The following is a 14,693-nucleotide window of genomic DNA, read 5'->3' on the forward strand; positions in this document are numbered from 1 at the left end:
GCCGTCAGGCGAACTCGGGGGCGGAGGCCGCGGGGCCGCCGAGCGCGTCCCGCCGCCGGGGCGTCTTCAGCGAGACCATGCGCCGCCAGCCCGCGGCCCGCTCCCAGGCGTACACGGCGTGGATACCGGCGGCGAGGACCGCCGACTTCGCGCGCGACCAGCCGAGGATGCGTCCCATGTGGGCCATCACGGCGAGGCTGACGTCCCGGTAGATCCAGATCTCCGCCAGCGCGCACTCCCGGAGGGTCCGCTGGATGGCGCGGCCGTGACCGGCGTGCGCGAGACGCAGCAGTTCCTCGTGGCAGTAGGCGAGGTGGTTGTCCTCGTCGGCGGCGATCATCCTCACCGCGCGGCCGATGTCGGGGTGGTCCGCGAAGTGCTTGCGCAGCAGGTCCATCTGTTCCGCGGCGCGCTGTTCGGTGACCCTGCTGTGGGCGAGGTAGATGACGATGTCCCGCACCGTGAGGCGCTCCTCGTCCTTGAGCTTCTCGTGGGCCAGGCCGATGCCGTGTTTCTCCAGGAGCAGCGTGTAGTCGGTCTCGTGCGGGACGGGGACGGGTTCGAGGCCGCGCTTCTTCATGAGGGCGTTGAAGATCCGCCCGTGCTTGTCCTCGTCGGCGCCATGGCGAGTGATCTTGGGGGCGAGTGCGCGCTCGCCGTCCGGGACGAGCGCGGCGATGCGGGCGTTCTCCCAGCCCCCCTGGGACTCCCCGCTCGCGGCGATGGAGCAGAAAAGGGCGAAGGACTCGTCGTTGTCGATGATCTCCTGGAACAGGCTCTTGGCCGACAGCATCGTGAGCACCTCTCTGCGTGCCTCCGCGCGGGACTCCGCAAAGGACGAGTCAAGTGCGGCGGGAGGGGTGCTGCAACAGTTGTGTCGGACAACTCCTCCAAAAGGAGGACGCTCGGGGTACGACGGAGGCGTAACCGCACGGCCCCGGGCGCGTTGTTCTGCGTGACGGCCGTGGCGGGGAAGACCCCCGAGCCCCCACCACGGCCGCAGAACTTCCCCGGCCGCCTCACGCGAGGCCGGCGCGCTCCAGGGCCTCGGTGCCGGCCCGCAGCGAGGCGAGACGCTCGTCCAGGGTGAAGCCCGCGGGGGCGAGCGTGAGGGTGGTGACACCGGCCGCCGCGTAGGCCGTCATCCGGTCCGCGATCCGGTCGACCGAGCCCAGCAGGGTCGTCTTGTCGATGAGGTCGTGCGGTACGGCGGCCGCGGCGCCCTGCTTGTCGCCGGACAGGTACTTGTCCTGGATCTCGGCGGCTTCCTTCTCGTAACCCATGCGCTGGGCGAGCTGGTTGTAGAAGTTCTGCTTGAAGCTGCCCATGCCGCCGACGTACAGGGCGGTGTAGGGGCGGAAGGTGTCGGCGAGGGCCGTGACGTCCTTGTCGTCGCCCACGGCGAGCGGCAGGGTCGGGCAGACGTCGAAGCCGTCGAACGTCAGGCCGGCCTTCTCGCGGCCCGCGCGCAGGTGCCGCATCGCGGTGTCCTCCAGGTGCTCGGCGGAGGGGAAGATCAGCAGCGCGCCGTCGGCGATCTCGCCGGTCTGCTCGAGGTTCTTCGGGCCGATGGCGGCGATGTACAGCGGGATGTGCTCGCGGGTGGGGTGCACGGTGAGCTTGATGGGCTTGCCGGGGCCGCCGGGCAGCGGCAGCGTCCAGTGCTCGCCCTCGTGGCTGAGGCGTTCGCGGCTCATCGCCTTGCGGACGATCTCGACGTACTCACGGGTGCGGGAGAGCGGCTTGTCGAACTTGACGCCGTACCAGCCCTCGGAGACCTGCGGTCCGGAGACGCCGAGGCCGAGGCGGAAGCGGCCGCCGGACAGGGAGTCGAGGGTGGCGGCGGTCATGGCGGTCATCGCCGGCTGGCGGGCCGGGATCTGGAAGATGGCCGAACCGACGTCGATGCGCTCGGTCTTGGCGGCGACCCAGCTGAGCACGGTGGCCGCGTCGGAGCCGTAGGCCTCGGCGGCCCAGCAGACGGCGTAGCCGAGTCGGTCGGCCTCCTGGGCGACGGCGAGGTTGTCCCCGTCCATTCCGGCACCCCAGTAGCCGAGGTTGATCCCGAGCTGCATGGCCGATTCCCCTTACTGATCAGTAACGTCCTTGTTGCCGAGACCTTAGCGCGGTGGAGGGCATGGCGGGGAGGGCGCGGGGCGCACCGCGGACCCCCACGTCGTGGACGGGGGAACTGGTTATCCACAGGCACCCACGGGGCAGGTTCTGGCCAGTAATCTCGGCGTCCATGGAGCAGAGGCATCTCGGCCGCACCGGCCTTCGTGTGTCCCGTATCGGACTCGGCACCCTCACCTGGGGCAGGGACACCGACGACCATGACGCCGCGGACCTCTTGAAGACGTTCTGGGAAGCCGGCGGCACCCTCGTCGACACGGCGGACGTGTACGGCGACGGAGAGGCCGAGTATCTGCTCGGACAGCTCATAGAAGGGCTCGTGCCGCGCCGGGACCTGGTGATCTCGACCAAGGCGGGCAGCGTGCCCGACCCGGACCGCCGGTTCGACGGCTCCCGGGGGCATCTGCTCTCCGCCCTGGACGCCTCGCTCGCCCGGCTCGGCACGGACTACGTCGACCTGTGGCACGTCCACGCCTACGACCCGGGCACCCCGTTGGAGGAGACCCTCCAGGCCCTCGACATCGCGGTCAGCAGCGGCCGTGCCCGGTACGCCGGCGTCTCCAACTTCTGCGGCTGGCAGCTCGCCAAGGCCGCGACGTGGCAGCTGGCCGCGCCGGGCATCCGGACCCGGCTGGCCAGTACGCAGCTGGAGTACTCGCTGCTCCAGCGGGGCGTGGAGCGCGAGGTGCTGCCCGCGGCGCTCGACCTCGGCATCGGGATGCTGCCCTCCTCCCCGCTCGGCCGCGGGGTGCTCACCGGCAAGTACCGGGACGCCACGCCGCCCGACTCCCGGGGCGCCTCGGAGCACTTGGCGCCGTTCGTCGCGCCGTACCTCGACGACACGGCGAGCCGGATCGTGGACGCCGTGCGGACGGCGGCGGACGGGCTCGCGGTGACCCCGCTGCAGGTCGCCCTCGCCTGGGTGCGGGACCGGCCGGGGGTCGCCGCGCCCATCGTCGGCGCGCGCAACGCGCAGCAGCTCACGGCGGCATTGTCAGTGGAGGCCCTTAGTCTTCCTGACGAGATCTGCCGGGCGCTCGACGATGTGTCGGCGCCCGTGCACCGCTATCCCGATCACGACTGGAGCACGCTGTGAGCACGGAGCCCGAGACCACGGGGGACGCCGAACCGGGGACGCCGGCCGAGCAGCCCGCGCCGGAGGAGGCCGCCGCCGGCGACGCCGCCCCGGCCGCCGAGGGCGGCGACGGCGCCGAGGGCGCGGCTCAGTTGTCGGCGGCCGAGGCCGAGTTGGCCGCGCAGCGGCTGGAGCGGGAGCGGATCGCGCGGCGCAAGGCCGAGAAGGCGGCGCCCATCGAGGCCGGGGCCAAGCTCAGCGGGACGGCCGCGGATCTGCTGGCCGCCGTACGGGCCGTGGAGAGCGGGGCCAAGCCCGCGGCGACCGTGTTCGCCGAGCCCGAGCCGCCGCGGCGGCCCGCCCCGGAGCCGGTGCGGCGGACACAGCCCGTGCCCGCCGAGGCACCCGTGGTGGCGCTGCCCGAGGCCGTGGAGGGCGTGCGGCTGGTGCTGGCCGAGGGCGGCGCCCCGGCCGCGCTCGCGGCACCGGTCGCCGCCGTCCTCGGTGAGGGCGCGCCCGACCGGTTGCGGGCCGATCCCTGGCAGTTGCTGCGGGTCGCCGGGGTGCGGCCCGAGCAGGCCGACGGGTTCGCGCGGGCGCTGCTGGGTGCCGCGTGCGGTCCGGACGACGAGCGGCGGGGGCGGGCGCTGACCGTCTGGCTGCTGGAGCAGGCGGCGCTGGCGGGGCACACGGCCCTGGAGATGCCGACGCTGACCGCCGCGCTGGCCCGGCAAGGGGTGCCCGACCCGGACGCCGCGGTGCAGAGCAGTCTCGCGGAGGGCGAGGCGCTGGCCTTCCAGGACGGCCTCGACGAGGAACCGGCGGCCGAGGAAGCGGCCGAGGACGGCGAGGAGGAGCGGCCCGTCCGGGTCCTGGTCGGCCTCGAGCGGTACGCCCTGGCCGAGGAGAGCCTCGCCGACGGTCTGGGCCGTCTGATCAACTCCGTGCCCAAGCAGGACGGTTCCGCGGGCGCCTGGGAGGAGGCCGCCGCTGCCGGTGGCTCCGCGGGTGAGCTGATCCGGGCGGTCGCCGGGCACGCGCTGGTCCTGCACACCGGCGGTGCGGCCTCGCTCGCCGAGCCCGCGGCGCTGGTGCGCGCGGCGCGCGGCATGGGGCTGCGCGCCTGGGCGGCGGCCCACGGTCCGCTGGGCCGGGACCGGTTCGCGGCGCTGCTGGAGGAGAGCGCGGGTGTCACCACCGTGGCCGGGCTGCTCTCCGGGGCCGAGGGGCCGGGCCGGGACCCGGAGGGGGCGCTGGATCTCGATCTGCTGGTCGTGCTCGACGCGCCTCAGCTGGACGTGGAGACGGGCGCGCTGGTCACCGAGTCGCTGCCGGACGGGGCCCGGCTGGTGCTGGCCGGGGATCCCGGGGTGCTGTGGTCCGTGGGGCCCGGGCGGGTGTTCGCGGATCTGCTCGCCGCGCGGGTGTGTCCGCAGATCGCCTCGCGGCGGCCGGACCCCGGGCCGCTCGGCGAGCTGGTCTCGGGCATCGGCGTCGGCGAGCTGAACCAGGTCGAGGCGCCCGGCAAGGAGGTCGTGATCGTGCCGGTGCGGGACGCCGGGGAGGCCGTGCACCGGACCGTGCAGCTCGTCGCGGACTCGGTGCCGCGCGCGATCGGCGTCCCGGCCGAGGACACCCAGGTGATCACGCCGGGTCATGGCGGCGCGGTCGGCACCCGTGCGCTCAACGCGGCGCTCAAGGAGCGGCTCAATCCCGGCCCCGGTCGCTTCGGCGGCTTCGACCCCGGCGACCGGATCGCCTACTCCCCCGTGCCCGGACGGACCCATATGGGCCGGGTGGTGACGGCCGACGCCGAGGGGCTGCACCTGTCCTGCGCGGGCGAGGACGTCGTCGTGCCCAAGGAGCGGGTGGAGCAGTCCGTGCGGCACGGCTGGGCGCTCACCGCGCATCAGGCGGTGGGCGGACGGTGGCCGGCCGTCGTGGCGGTGCTGCCCGGAGACGCGGCCGGGGCGCTCAGCCGGCCCTGGGTGTACACGGCGTTCGGCCGGGCGGAGCGGCATCTGTCCGTGGTGCACGGCGTGGAGCAGGCCCTGGCCCGTGCCGTGGCGGAGGTCCCGGCCAAGCCCCGGACGACCCGGCTGGCGGAGCTGCTGGCACCGCAGGCGCCGACCGAGGCCCGGTAGCGGCACCCGCGACCGCCGTGCGGGTCGCAGGCCAGGGCAACAGGCCCCGGCCGCGCCGCGGCACCCCACCACCGCGCGAGCCCGTGGTGCAGCGCCACGGGCTGCCGGTCAGGAGAAGCGCGAGGCCCACGCTGCCCGCCAGGGCCCCGGCGGGCAGCGTGTGCTTCGAGACGGTGGCCGGACCCGGCGCCAGCACCGCGGCACGCGAAGCACGAGGCTCAAGCGCCCACCGCCAGTGGCCGGACCCGGCGCCAGCACCGCGGCACGCGAAGCGCGAGGCCCACGCCCACCGCCAGAGCCTCGGCGGGCAGCGTGCGCGTCGAGACGGAGGCCGGACCCGGCGCCAGCGCCCCGGCACGCGCAACGCGAGGCCCACGCCGGACGCCAGGGCTTCGGCGGGCAGTGTGGGGGTCGAGACGGAGGCCGGACCCGGCGGCGGCGCCCCGACACGCGAAGGGCGAGTCCCATGCCGACCGCCAGGGCCCCGGCGGGCAGCGTGTGCTTCGAGACGGTGGCCGGACCCGGCGCCAGCACCGCGGCACGCGAAGCGCGAGGCCCATGCCCACCGCCAAGGCCTCGGCGGGCAGCGTGCGCGTCGAGACGGGGGCCGGACCCGGCGGCGGCGCCGCGGTACGCGAAGGGCGGCGGTCCGCTCCGGCCGCCGCCCGCCCTTCGTGCCGTACAGGATCCTCGCTCAGCGTTCCGCGTCGAGCGGCTCCAGGTCCTCGTCCTCGTCCACCAGCTCCGCGTCGAGGACGTCGTCCGGCTCGTCGTCCGGGTCCTCGACGTCGAGATCGTCGTCGAACACCGCGCTGACGTCGAAGCGGCAGACCGCCTTGTGCGGATCGACCTGCTCGAACGGGGCCTCCAGCCACTCGCCGGGATCGGCCGGCTCGTCGGCGGCGGTCACCCACAGCGTGGAGTCGCCCTCCTCCAGGCCGAACTCCTTGTGCCGGGAGGCGATCTCGTCGGGTTCGAACTCGCCGAAGAGAAGGCCCAGCGCCCCGTGGACGGTTCCGGAGGCCCCGGAGCCCGTGCCCTCGTCGTAGTCCGCGGCCTCGATCCGCTGTGCCTGTGCCAGCAGCCGCTGCGGCTCCACCACGGCGTAGTCGCGGCGGATCAGCACGCTCAGCGCGTTCGGCTCCTCGGGGCCGGCGTAGGGCGGCAGAGCGTCCTCGGTGCCGGGGATCTCGAAGGGCGTGACCTCGTCGTATCGGTCGTAGAGCAGCTCGTCGTACGCCTCTGCGGCCGTGGCCAGGTGGTTGAACGCCTCGTAGACGGCCGGGTCGTCCTCGCCCGACCTGCGTTCGACCGCGGCGAGATGGCGGTCGAGCGCGGTCTTGACCGCCTCGGCGGCGGCGCGTACCTCGGCAGCGGTGGGCTGCGCAGCATCAGACATAGTGCAGACGCTATCCGTACCGGGGCCCAGCCCGCACAATAGATGCGATGCCGGAATACGAATTTGTCGACGTGTACGTACCGCGCGGGGTTTCCCGCAAGGACGCCACACGTCTGCTGACGGACCATGCAGAGTACGGACACTGGGAGTTGGACCGCCTGAGCCTGCTGCGCGACGGAAGCCGCAGGGTGCGGCTGCGCCGCAGGATCATCCGCCAGGTGCGCGCCACGTGGTGAGAGCGGACGGAGACGGAGCGGGCCCCGCCGGGACGGCGGGGCCCGCTCCGTCGTGCGCGGCGTCTCAGGCCGAGGCCCGCGCCTTGCGGTAGAGCACCGCGCCCGCCAGCAGCGCGCCCGCGCCCACGGGCAGGGCGAGTCCCAGCGGCAGCTCGCTGCCGGTGGCGGCGAGCGAGGCGAGGCCCCCGGGCTCGGTGACGGACCCGGCTCCCGGCAGGTCGGCCCGCGGGGTCAGCCCACGCGAGGCGGACGGGGTGTCCGGGGTTCCGCGGCCATCGGTACCGCCCGGATCGCCGTGATCACCCGGATTGTTCGGATTGCCGGGTTGGTTTCCGGAGTTGCCGGGGTGTTCGGGGCTCCCGGGGCTCCCCGGGTTCTCCGGGCCGCCCGGATGCCCCGGCCGCTCCGGCGTACCCGGCGGGTTCCCGTGCCCGCCCCCCGGCGGGTTGTGCCCACCGCCGCCGTTCCCGCAGTCGTTGCCCGTGGTGCCGTTGCCGACCCCGATGACGTCGACGCTGTTGCCGCAGACGTTGACCGGCGCGTACACCGGCACCTCGACATGGTTGCCCGATGCCACACCGGGCGAATCGGCGGCGTGACCGCCGGAGTGCGCGCCCCCGGAGCCGCCCCGGTCGCCGTAGCCCCCGTGTGCGCCGCCCCCCTTGTTGACGCAGGTGTTGCCCGCCGCCGGGTTGAGCACCCCGACGACGTCGACCGTGTTTCCGCAGGCGTTGACCGGTGCGTGCACCGGCGCCTGGACCGTGTTGCCGGACAGCACTCCGGGCGAGCGCGCGGCGGAGCCGCTCGCGCCGGAGTCCGCCTGCGCGGCCCCTCCCGCGGCGGCGATCACCCCGGTCGCGGCGGCCACGGTCATCAGCCCTTTGCGGGTGACCTGTCGCATGCTGAATTCCCTGCCTTCCCCCTCGTGACCCACACGAACATGGCCCACATGAACGCATAAACCGCACGAACTCATGACCCGCATGAATTCAAGCAAAGACCGGTCGGTCCCGGAGCGCATGGCACGCGCTCCGGGACCGACGGTGTCGTACGGAACCTCAGTAAGGCAGCGTCACTTGTTCACGCAGGTGTTGCCGAAGGCGGGGTTCAGCAGCCCGATCACGTTGATCGTGTTGCCGCACACGTTCACCGGGATGTGCACGGGAACCTGGACCACGTTGCCGGACAGGACGCCCGGGGAGTGCACCGCGGCACCCTGGGCACCGGCGTCGGCGACGGCCATGCCCGCACCCGCGAGAACCAGACCACCGGTGGCAGCCGCAGCGGCGACGATCTTCTTGATCATTATTCCTCCTAGTTGGCAATGCGATCCCAAACAGCGGATCGCATCACCTGTAACGAGGAAGAACTAATGGAGCTACGAGCTTATGGTCGGATTCACTCTTCTCAGTCGATTCCGCACAGGCGCGCGAAATTCAGGACGCGTCGAGGAATCGGTCGAGCACCCGTACGCCGAACTTGAGCCCGTCCACCGGCACCCGCTCGTCGACCCCGTGGAACATGCCCGCGAAATCCAGCTCGGGCGGCAGCTGCAGCGGCGCGAAACCGAAGCAGCGGATGCCGAGGTCGTCGAAGGACTTGGCGTCGGTGCCGCCCGAGAGCATGTACGGCACGGCCCGCGCGATGGGATCCTCGGCGCTCAGGGCGCTCTGCATGGCGTCGACCAGCCGCCCGTCGAAGTCGGTCTCCAGGGCCTTGTCGGCGTGCACGTCCTCCCGCTTCACCCGCGGGCCGAGGATGCGGTCGAGGTCGGCGAGGAACTCCTGCTCGTATCCCGGCAGGAAGCGTCCGTCGACGTGCGCGGTGGCCTGGCCGGGGATGACGTTGACCTTGTAGCCGGCGCCGAGCATGGTGGGCGCCGCCGAGTTCCTGAGGGTCGCGCCGACCATCTTGGCGATGCCGCCGAGCTTGGCGAGCGTCTCGTCCATGTTCTCGGGGTCGAGTTCGGTGCCGAGCGCGTCGGAGAGCTCGTCGAGGAAGGACCGTACGGTCTTGGTGACCCGGACCGGCCAGGTGTGCCGGCCGAGCCGCCCGACGGCCTCGCACAGCTCGGTGATGGCGTTGTCGTCGTTGGTCATCGAGCCGTGGCCGGCGGTGCCGTCGACGGTGAGCCGCATCCAGTGCATGCCCTTCTGGGCGGTCTCCACCAGGTACAGCCGCAGCTTCTCGTTGACGGTGAAGGAGAACCCGCCGACCTCGCCGATCGCCTCGGTGACGCCCTCGAAGAGCTCCGGGTGCTTCTGCACCAGGTACTTGGCGCCGTAGGTGCCGCCCGCCTCCTCGTCGGCGAGGAACGCGAGCACGATGTCGCGCGGCGGCTTGCGGCCGCTGCGCAGCCGGTCGCGCACGACCGCCAGGGTCATGGCGTCCATGTCCTTCATGTCGACGGCGCCGCGCCCCCACACACAGCCGTCCGCGATCTCGCCGGAGAAGGGGTCGTGGGTCCAGTCGGCGGCGTTGGCCGGTACGACGTCGGTGTGGCCGTGGACGAGGAGCGCGGGCCGGGAGGGGTCCTCGCCCTCGATCCGGGCGATCGTGGAGGCGCGCCCCCGGTGCGCTTCGATGATCCGTGGTTCGAGGCCCACCTCGGCGAGCTTCTCGGCGACGTACTCGGCGGCCTTGCGCTCGCCCGGGCCCGAGTGGTCGCCGTAGTTGCTGGTGTCGATCCGGATCAGCTCGCGGCAGAGGTCCACGACCTCGTCCTCGCCGGTGACGCTGCTGGCCGTGTCCGTCCCGCTCACGCTGGTTCCTCCCACTGTCACTGCTGGTGGTCCCCCTCATCCTCCTCCTGCGACGGGCCGGGCCCAAGCCCGCCCCGGCCCGTCGCACGCCGTTCACGGCGGGACGGGGGGTGATCGGCCACTGTCGAAAGCCTGGTAATGTTTTCTCTGTCGCCGCGGGGGTAACCCCGCACGACAGACACCTTGTCCGGGTGGCGGAATGGCAGACGCGCTAGCTTGAGGTGCTAGTGCCCTTTATCGGGCGTGGGGGTTCAAGTCCCCCCTCGGACACCAGCTGTTGCAGCATCGAGTGCCGGCCGGGAGCGATCCCGACCGGCACTTCGCGTTGCACGGTGCACTCCTGCGCGTCATGCGCTCTGGGGCAGGCGGCACGGGCTGTGGCTGCTGTCCATCAGCTGGGACCGGTGGGCGGCCGTCTTCGGGGAGGCGCAGGCACCCCAATCGCCGGCCGTGAGCTGTCCCAGGCGTCGGTGGCCATCGATCCGGCGCCGTTCCGCGGGGTGCTGCCGCTGTCCTCGCTGCGCGCGGCGCGGCCGGTGCTCGGCAACCCGGCCAACCTCCACCGTGCGGTGCCGCTGACGTTCGAGCAGTTCCGCTACTCCCTTCGCCGACGCGGTGAGCGAGGAGGAGGCGCGCGAGCTGTGCGACACCTTCGCGGTGCCGGCGCCGGGCGAGCCGCCGTTCCAGGCGGCGGCCAACATCCACCCGTGGACCGAGGTGAAGGTCGACACAAGTCGCCGACACGGCACTGACGTTCATCAAGCGTTTCGCCCGGTGGACACGCACCGCGGTCGGTCTGGCGCTCTGTGTGGGGCATCTCTCCCGCCCTCGCGAAACGCCAGGTCATCGGCGTGCCCACGACAGCCGCACGGCCCGAAAGATCGATTCCGGGTGGCCGCCGGAAGGGGGCGGACATAGCGTCATACTAAAATTTCCGGCTTGTTACGGAGCTGGACCGGACAACCCCAGGCGCACTGCGGGCCCGCCGGCGCCCCGGAGGCTTCCGGGATCGAGACGCGAGGACCCGATGGCAGCCATGTACGAGAGCAGCGCTCTCGGTCTGCTCGACGAAGAGATCCGTGAGCGGTTCGGTGATACGGCACGTTTCTCCGGGGGCCCGGCGGCCTCTCCGCGTACGCTCGTCGACATCCTGGACGCGTCCGTACGCTCCTTTCCGGACGAACTCGCCCTGGACGACGGCACCACGCGGCTGACCTACCGGGCGCTGGCGGCCGAGGTGGCGCGGGTGCGGCGGCTGCTCGCCGGGGCCGGGGTCGGACTCGGTGACCGGGTGGGCGTGCGGGTGCCGTCCGGGACCAACGATCTGTACGTCGCCGTCCTGGCGGTGCTCGCGGCCGGTGCCGCCTATGTGCCGGTCGACGCGGAGGACCCGGACGAGCGGGCCGAGCTGGTCTTCGGCGAGGCGGACGTCCGGGCCGTCATCGGGGCCGGGCACGAGATCACCGCGTACAGCCGCTCGGAGGTCCCCGCCGGGCGGCCCGGCGTGGAGCACGACGCGTGGATCATCTTCACCTCCGGTTCGACCGGCCGGCCCAAGGGGGTCGCCGTCAGCCACGAGAGCGCCGCCGCGTTCGTGGACGCCGAGGCCGCGCTGTTCCTCACCGAGGAGCCGATCGGGCCCGGGGACCGGGTGATGGCGGGACTCTCGGTCGCGTTCGACGCGTCCTGCGAGGAGATGTGGCTGGCCTGGCGGTACGGCGCCTGTCTGGTGCCGGTGCCCCGGTCGCAGGTGCGCAGCGGCGCCGATCTGGGGCCGTGGCTGGTCGAGCAGGAGATCACCGTGGTCTCCACGGTGCCCACCCTGGCCGCGCTCTGGGAGCCGGACACCCTCAACGAGGTCCGGCTGCTGATCTTCGGCGGTGAGGCCTGCCCGCCGGAGCTGGCGCAGCGGCTGGTGACCGAGGGCCGCGAGGTGTGGAACACCTACGGGCCGACCGAGGCGACCGTGGTGGCGTGCGCGTCGCTGATGTCGGGCGAGGAACCGATCCGGATCGGGCTGCCGCTGAACGGCTGGGAGCTGGCCGTCGTCGACGAGTCCGGGGAGCCGGTGCCGATGGGCGGCAGCGGCCAGCTGGTGATCGGCGGGGTCGGGCTCGCCCGGTACCTGGACGCCGGGAAGGACGCGGAGAAGTACGCGCCGCTGACGTCGCTGGGCTGGGACCGGGCGTACCGCAGCGGTGACCTGGTGAAGGCGGAGCCGGAAGGGCTGATCTTCCTCGGGCGGGCCGACGAGCAGGTCAAGCTCGGCGGGCGGCGGATCGAGCTGGGCGAGGTCGACGCGGCGCTCCAGGCGCTGCCCGGGGTCGCCGGCGCCGCGGCCGCCGTGCGCACCGCCCGCAGCGGCAACCAGCTCCTCGTCGGGTACGTCGTCACCCAGGACGGCTGGGACCAGGCGGCCGCCGTCGAGAAGCTGCGCGCCGAACTGCCGGCCGCGCTGGTGCCGCTGCTGGCGCCGGTCGCGGACCTGCCGACCCGCACGAGCGGCAAGGTGGACCGCAACGCGCTGCCCTGGCCGCTGGAGGGCCTGGAGACGGGCCGCAAGGCGGAGCGGCTCTACGGCACCGAGGCGTGGCTCGCCGAGCAGTGGACGGAGGTCCTCGGCATCCCGGTGACCGGTGCCCGGGACGACTTCTTCGCGATCGGCGGCGGCAGCCTGGCCGCCGCCCAGCTCACCACCCGGCTGCGCGAGCGCTACCCGAGCGCGGCCGTCCTCGACATCTACCAGCAGCCCACCCTGCGCAAGCTGGCCCGGCACCTGGAGGAGTCCGCGCAGGGCGACGGCTCCCGGCGGACCATCGCCCCGGTGCCCCGGCGCGCGCAGGCGGTCCAGCTCCTCGTGCTGCTGCCCCTGTTCACGCTGCTCGGGCTGCGCTGGATGGTGCCGCTGGCCGCGCTGGGCAACGTCCTGACCGGGTACGCCTGGCTGCCGACCGCGCCCTGGTGGCTGGTGGTGGCCGGAGCGCTGGTGTTCTTCAGCCCGCCGGGGCGGCTCGCCATCGCCGCGGGCGGGGCCCGGCTGCTGCTGCGGGGCGTGCGGCCCGGCCGGTACCGGCGCGGGGGCGGTGTGCACCTGCGGCTGTGGACCGCCGAGCGGCTCGCGGAGTTCAGCGGGGCGACCTCGCTGACCGGGGCCTGGCTGGAGCGGTACGCCCGTGCGCTGGGTGCCAAGGTCGGGCCGGACGTCGATCTGCACGCGCTGCCGCCGGTCACCGGCATGCTCAAGCTGGGCCGGGGCGCGGCCGTCGAGTCCGAGGTGGACCTGTCCGGGTACTGGCTGGACGGTGACCGGCTGGAGATCGGCGCCGTGAAGGTGGGCGCGCATGCCGTGGTCGGCACGCGCAGCCTGCTCTTCCCGGGCGCCCGGGTCGGCAAGCGGGCCGAGGTGGCGCCGGGTTCCGCGGTGACCGGAGGGATTCCGACCGGTCAGCGCTGGGCGGGGGCGCCCGCGGTGAAGCTGGGCAGGGCCAAGCGGAACTGGCCCAAGGACCGGCCGCGCCGCAGCGCGTTCTGGCGGGGCATGTACGGCGTGAGCGGGCTGGCGCTCAGTGCGCTGCCGGTGGTGTCGGGGGCCGCGGCGCTCGGGGTGGCCTATCCGCTCGTCGACGCCGATGCCCCCCTCACGGGTGCCGCGCTGGCGCTGGTGCCGGCCACGCTGGTCTTCGGGCTGACGTACGCGCTGCTGATCCTGATCGGCGTACGGCTGCTGAGTGTGGGCCTGGGCGAGGGCACGTACGCCACGCACAGCCGGGTCGGCTGGCAGGCCTGGACGGTCACGCAGCTCATGGACCGCTCCCGGGAGACGCTGTTCCCGCTGTACGCCGGGCTGGCCACGCCGGTGTGGCTGCGGCTGCTCGGCATGCGGATCGGCAAGGGTGCCGAGGTCTCCACGGTGCTGGCGCTGCCCGGCCTCACCACGGTCGGCGAGGGTGCCTTCCTGGCCGACGACACCCTGACGGCGCCGTACGAGCTCGGCGGCGGCTGGGTGCGGATCGGGCGCGCGGAGATCGGGCGGCGGGCGTTCCTCGGCAACTCGGGGATGACCGCGCCGGGGCGGAGCGTGCCGGACGACGGTCTGGTCGGGGTGCTGTCGGCGACGCCGAAGAAGGCCAAGAAGGGCACCTCCTACCTGGGTCTGCCGCCGGTGAAGCTGCCGCGCAGTGCGGGCGGCGGCGACCGGAGCCGGACGTACGATCCGCCGGCGCGGCTGCTGTGGGCGCGCGGTGCGGTGGAGCTGTGCCGGATCGTGCCGGTGTTCTGCTCGGCCGGGCTGGCCGTGCTGACGGTGGCGGCGCTGTGCGCGCTGGGCGGTTGGGCGTGGCCGCTGGGCGGCCTGGTGCTGCTCGCGGCGGGCGCGGCGGCGGGGCTGGTCTCGATCCTCGCCAAGTGGGCACTCGTCGGGCGGCACCATGGTGGGGAGCATCCGCTGTGGAGCGGGTTCGTGTGGCGCAACGAGCTGGCCGACACCTTCGTGGAGGTGCTGGCCGTGCCGTGGCTGGCCGGGTCCGTGCCGGGCACCGCGGTGCTGACGGCGTGGCTGCGCGGGATGGGGGCGCGGATCGGCAAGGGCGTGTGGGTGGAGAGCTACTGGCTGCCGGAGACGGATCTGGTGACCCTGGAGGACGCGGCGACGGTGAACCGGGGCTGTGTGCTGCAGACGCACCTCTTCCACGACCGGATCTTGCGGACGGATACTGTGGTCCTCCGTGAGGGCGCGACGCTGGGTCCTGGCGGAATCGTCCTGCCCGGCAGCACGATCGGGGCCCGCACCACGCTGGGTCCCGCGTCGCTGGTGATGGCCGCGGAGTCCGTTCCCGACGACACGCGCTGGCTGGGCAACCCGATCGAGTCGTGGCGGCGTTGACCGGCGCCGTGGCGCCGGGGGACGAGGAACGTCGTACGAGCGCAGCGCAGGGAGCAGACGCA

The 14,693-nt window shown here is 73.3% G+C and carries 11 protein-coding genes and 1 tRNA gene; 5 read left to right on the top strand and 7 right to left on the bottom strand.

The window, feature by feature from the left end; translation table 11 throughout:
• Positions 1-4 precede the first annotated feature (4 nt).
• Both ACFYW5_RS25490 and ACFYW5_RS25495 read right to left on the bottom strand, forming a co-directional pair.
• Entirely contained in the window at positions 5-793 is a 789-nt protein-coding gene (locus ACFYW5_RS25490) for a ferritin-like domain-containing protein (protein ID WP_389419389.1), read from the bottom strand.
• A 226-nt stretch (positions 794-1,019) separates the two neighbouring features.
• The gene (locus ACFYW5_RS25495) at positions 1,020-2,075 is read right to left on the bottom strand and encodes an LLM class F420-dependent oxidoreductase (RefSeq protein ID WP_389419390.1); all 1,056 of its coding nucleotides are present in this window, start codon (positions 2,073-2,075) and stop codon (positions 1,020-1,022) included.
• A gap of 170 nt (positions 2,076-2,245) precedes the next feature.
• Here ACFYW5_RS25495 and ACFYW5_RS25500 point away from each other — a divergent pair, with 170 nt between their 5' ends.
• Together ACFYW5_RS25500 and ACFYW5_RS25505 are read left to right on the top strand one after the other, a co-directional pair.
• Positions 2,246-3,229 (top strand): aldo/keto reductase, encoded by a 984-nt coding sequence (locus tag ACFYW5_RS25500; protein ID WP_389419391.1) that lies wholly within the window; start codon positions 2,246-2,248, stop codon positions 3,227-3,229.
• Positions 3,226-5,352, top strand: a complete 2,127-nt coding sequence (locus ACFYW5_RS25505; RefSeq protein ID WP_389419392.1) for a helix-hairpin-helix domain-containing protein — start codon at positions 3,226-3,228, stop codon at positions 5,350-5,352. The genes ACFYW5_RS25500 and ACFYW5_RS25505 overlap by 4 nt, the downstream gene beginning before the upstream one ends.
• A 694-nt stretch (positions 5,353-6,046) precedes the next feature.
• Here the strand turns inward: ACFYW5_RS25505 and ACFYW5_RS25510 are convergent.
• Complete coding sequence (locus tag ACFYW5_RS25510) at positions 6,047-6,751, bottom strand: hypothetical protein (protein ID WP_389419393.1); 705 nt, start codon at positions 6,749-6,751, stop codon at positions 6,047-6,049.
• A gap of 47 nt (positions 6,752-6,798) precedes the next feature.
• Between ACFYW5_RS25510 and ACFYW5_RS25515 the strand changes: the two genes are divergently transcribed.
• Positions 6,799-6,987, top strand: coding sequence for a DUF5703 family protein (locus ACFYW5_RS25515; protein WP_005485166.1), 189 nt, complete (start codon positions 6,799-6,801; stop codon positions 6,985-6,987).
• A gap of 64 nt (positions 6,988-7,051) precedes the next feature.
• Here the strand turns inward: ACFYW5_RS25515 and ACFYW5_RS25520 are convergent, their stop codons facing one another.
• The 3 genes from ACFYW5_RS25520 to ACFYW5_RS25530 form a co-directional block, all read right to left on the bottom strand.
• Positions 7,052-7,888: a chaplin family protein gene (locus tag ACFYW5_RS25520; RefSeq protein ID WP_389419394.1), complete on the bottom strand. Its 837-nt coding sequence runs from the start codon at positions 7,886-7,888 to the stop codon at positions 7,052-7,054.
• A 171-nt stretch (positions 7,889-8,059) separates the two neighbouring features.
• Positions 8,060-8,293, bottom strand: coding sequence for a chaplin ChpH (gene chpH / locus ACFYW5_RS25525; RefSeq protein WP_389419395.1), 234 nt, complete (start codon positions 8,291-8,293; stop codon positions 8,060-8,062).
• A gap of 130 nt (positions 8,294-8,423) precedes the next feature.
• Positions 8,424-9,749, bottom strand: a complete 1,326-nt coding sequence (locus ACFYW5_RS25530; protein ID WP_389419396.1) for a M20/M25/M40 family metallo-hydrolase — start codon at positions 9,747-9,749, stop codon at positions 8,424-8,426.
• A 185-nt stretch (positions 9,750-9,934) separates the two neighbouring features.
• Here ACFYW5_RS25530 and ACFYW5_RS25535 point away from each other — a divergent pair.
• A tRNA-Leu gene (locus ACFYW5_RS25535) sits at positions 9,935-10,022 on the top strand.
• Between the two features lie 74 nt (positions 10,023-10,096).
• Here ACFYW5_RS25535 and ACFYW5_RS25540 read toward each other — a convergent pair.
• Positions 10,097-10,450: a hypothetical protein gene (locus tag ACFYW5_RS25540; protein ID WP_389419397.1), complete on the bottom strand. Its 354-nt coding sequence runs from the start codon at positions 10,448-10,450 to the stop codon at positions 10,097-10,099.
• Between the two features lie 326 nt (positions 10,451-10,776).
• Between ACFYW5_RS25540 and ACFYW5_RS25545 the strand changes: the two genes are divergently transcribed.
• On the top strand, positions 10,777-14,631 hold the full coding sequence (locus ACFYW5_RS25545; protein ID WP_389419398.1) for a Pls/PosA family non-ribosomal peptide synthetase: 3,855 nt from the start codon (positions 10,777-10,779) through the stop codon (positions 14,629-14,631).
• The last annotated feature ends 62 nt before the right edge of the window (positions 14,632-14,693 follow it).

The organism is Streptomyces sp. NPDC002779 (assembly GCF_042888685.1).
Lineage (GTDB): Bacteria > Actinomycetota > Actinomycetes > Streptomycetales > Streptomycetaceae > Streptomyces.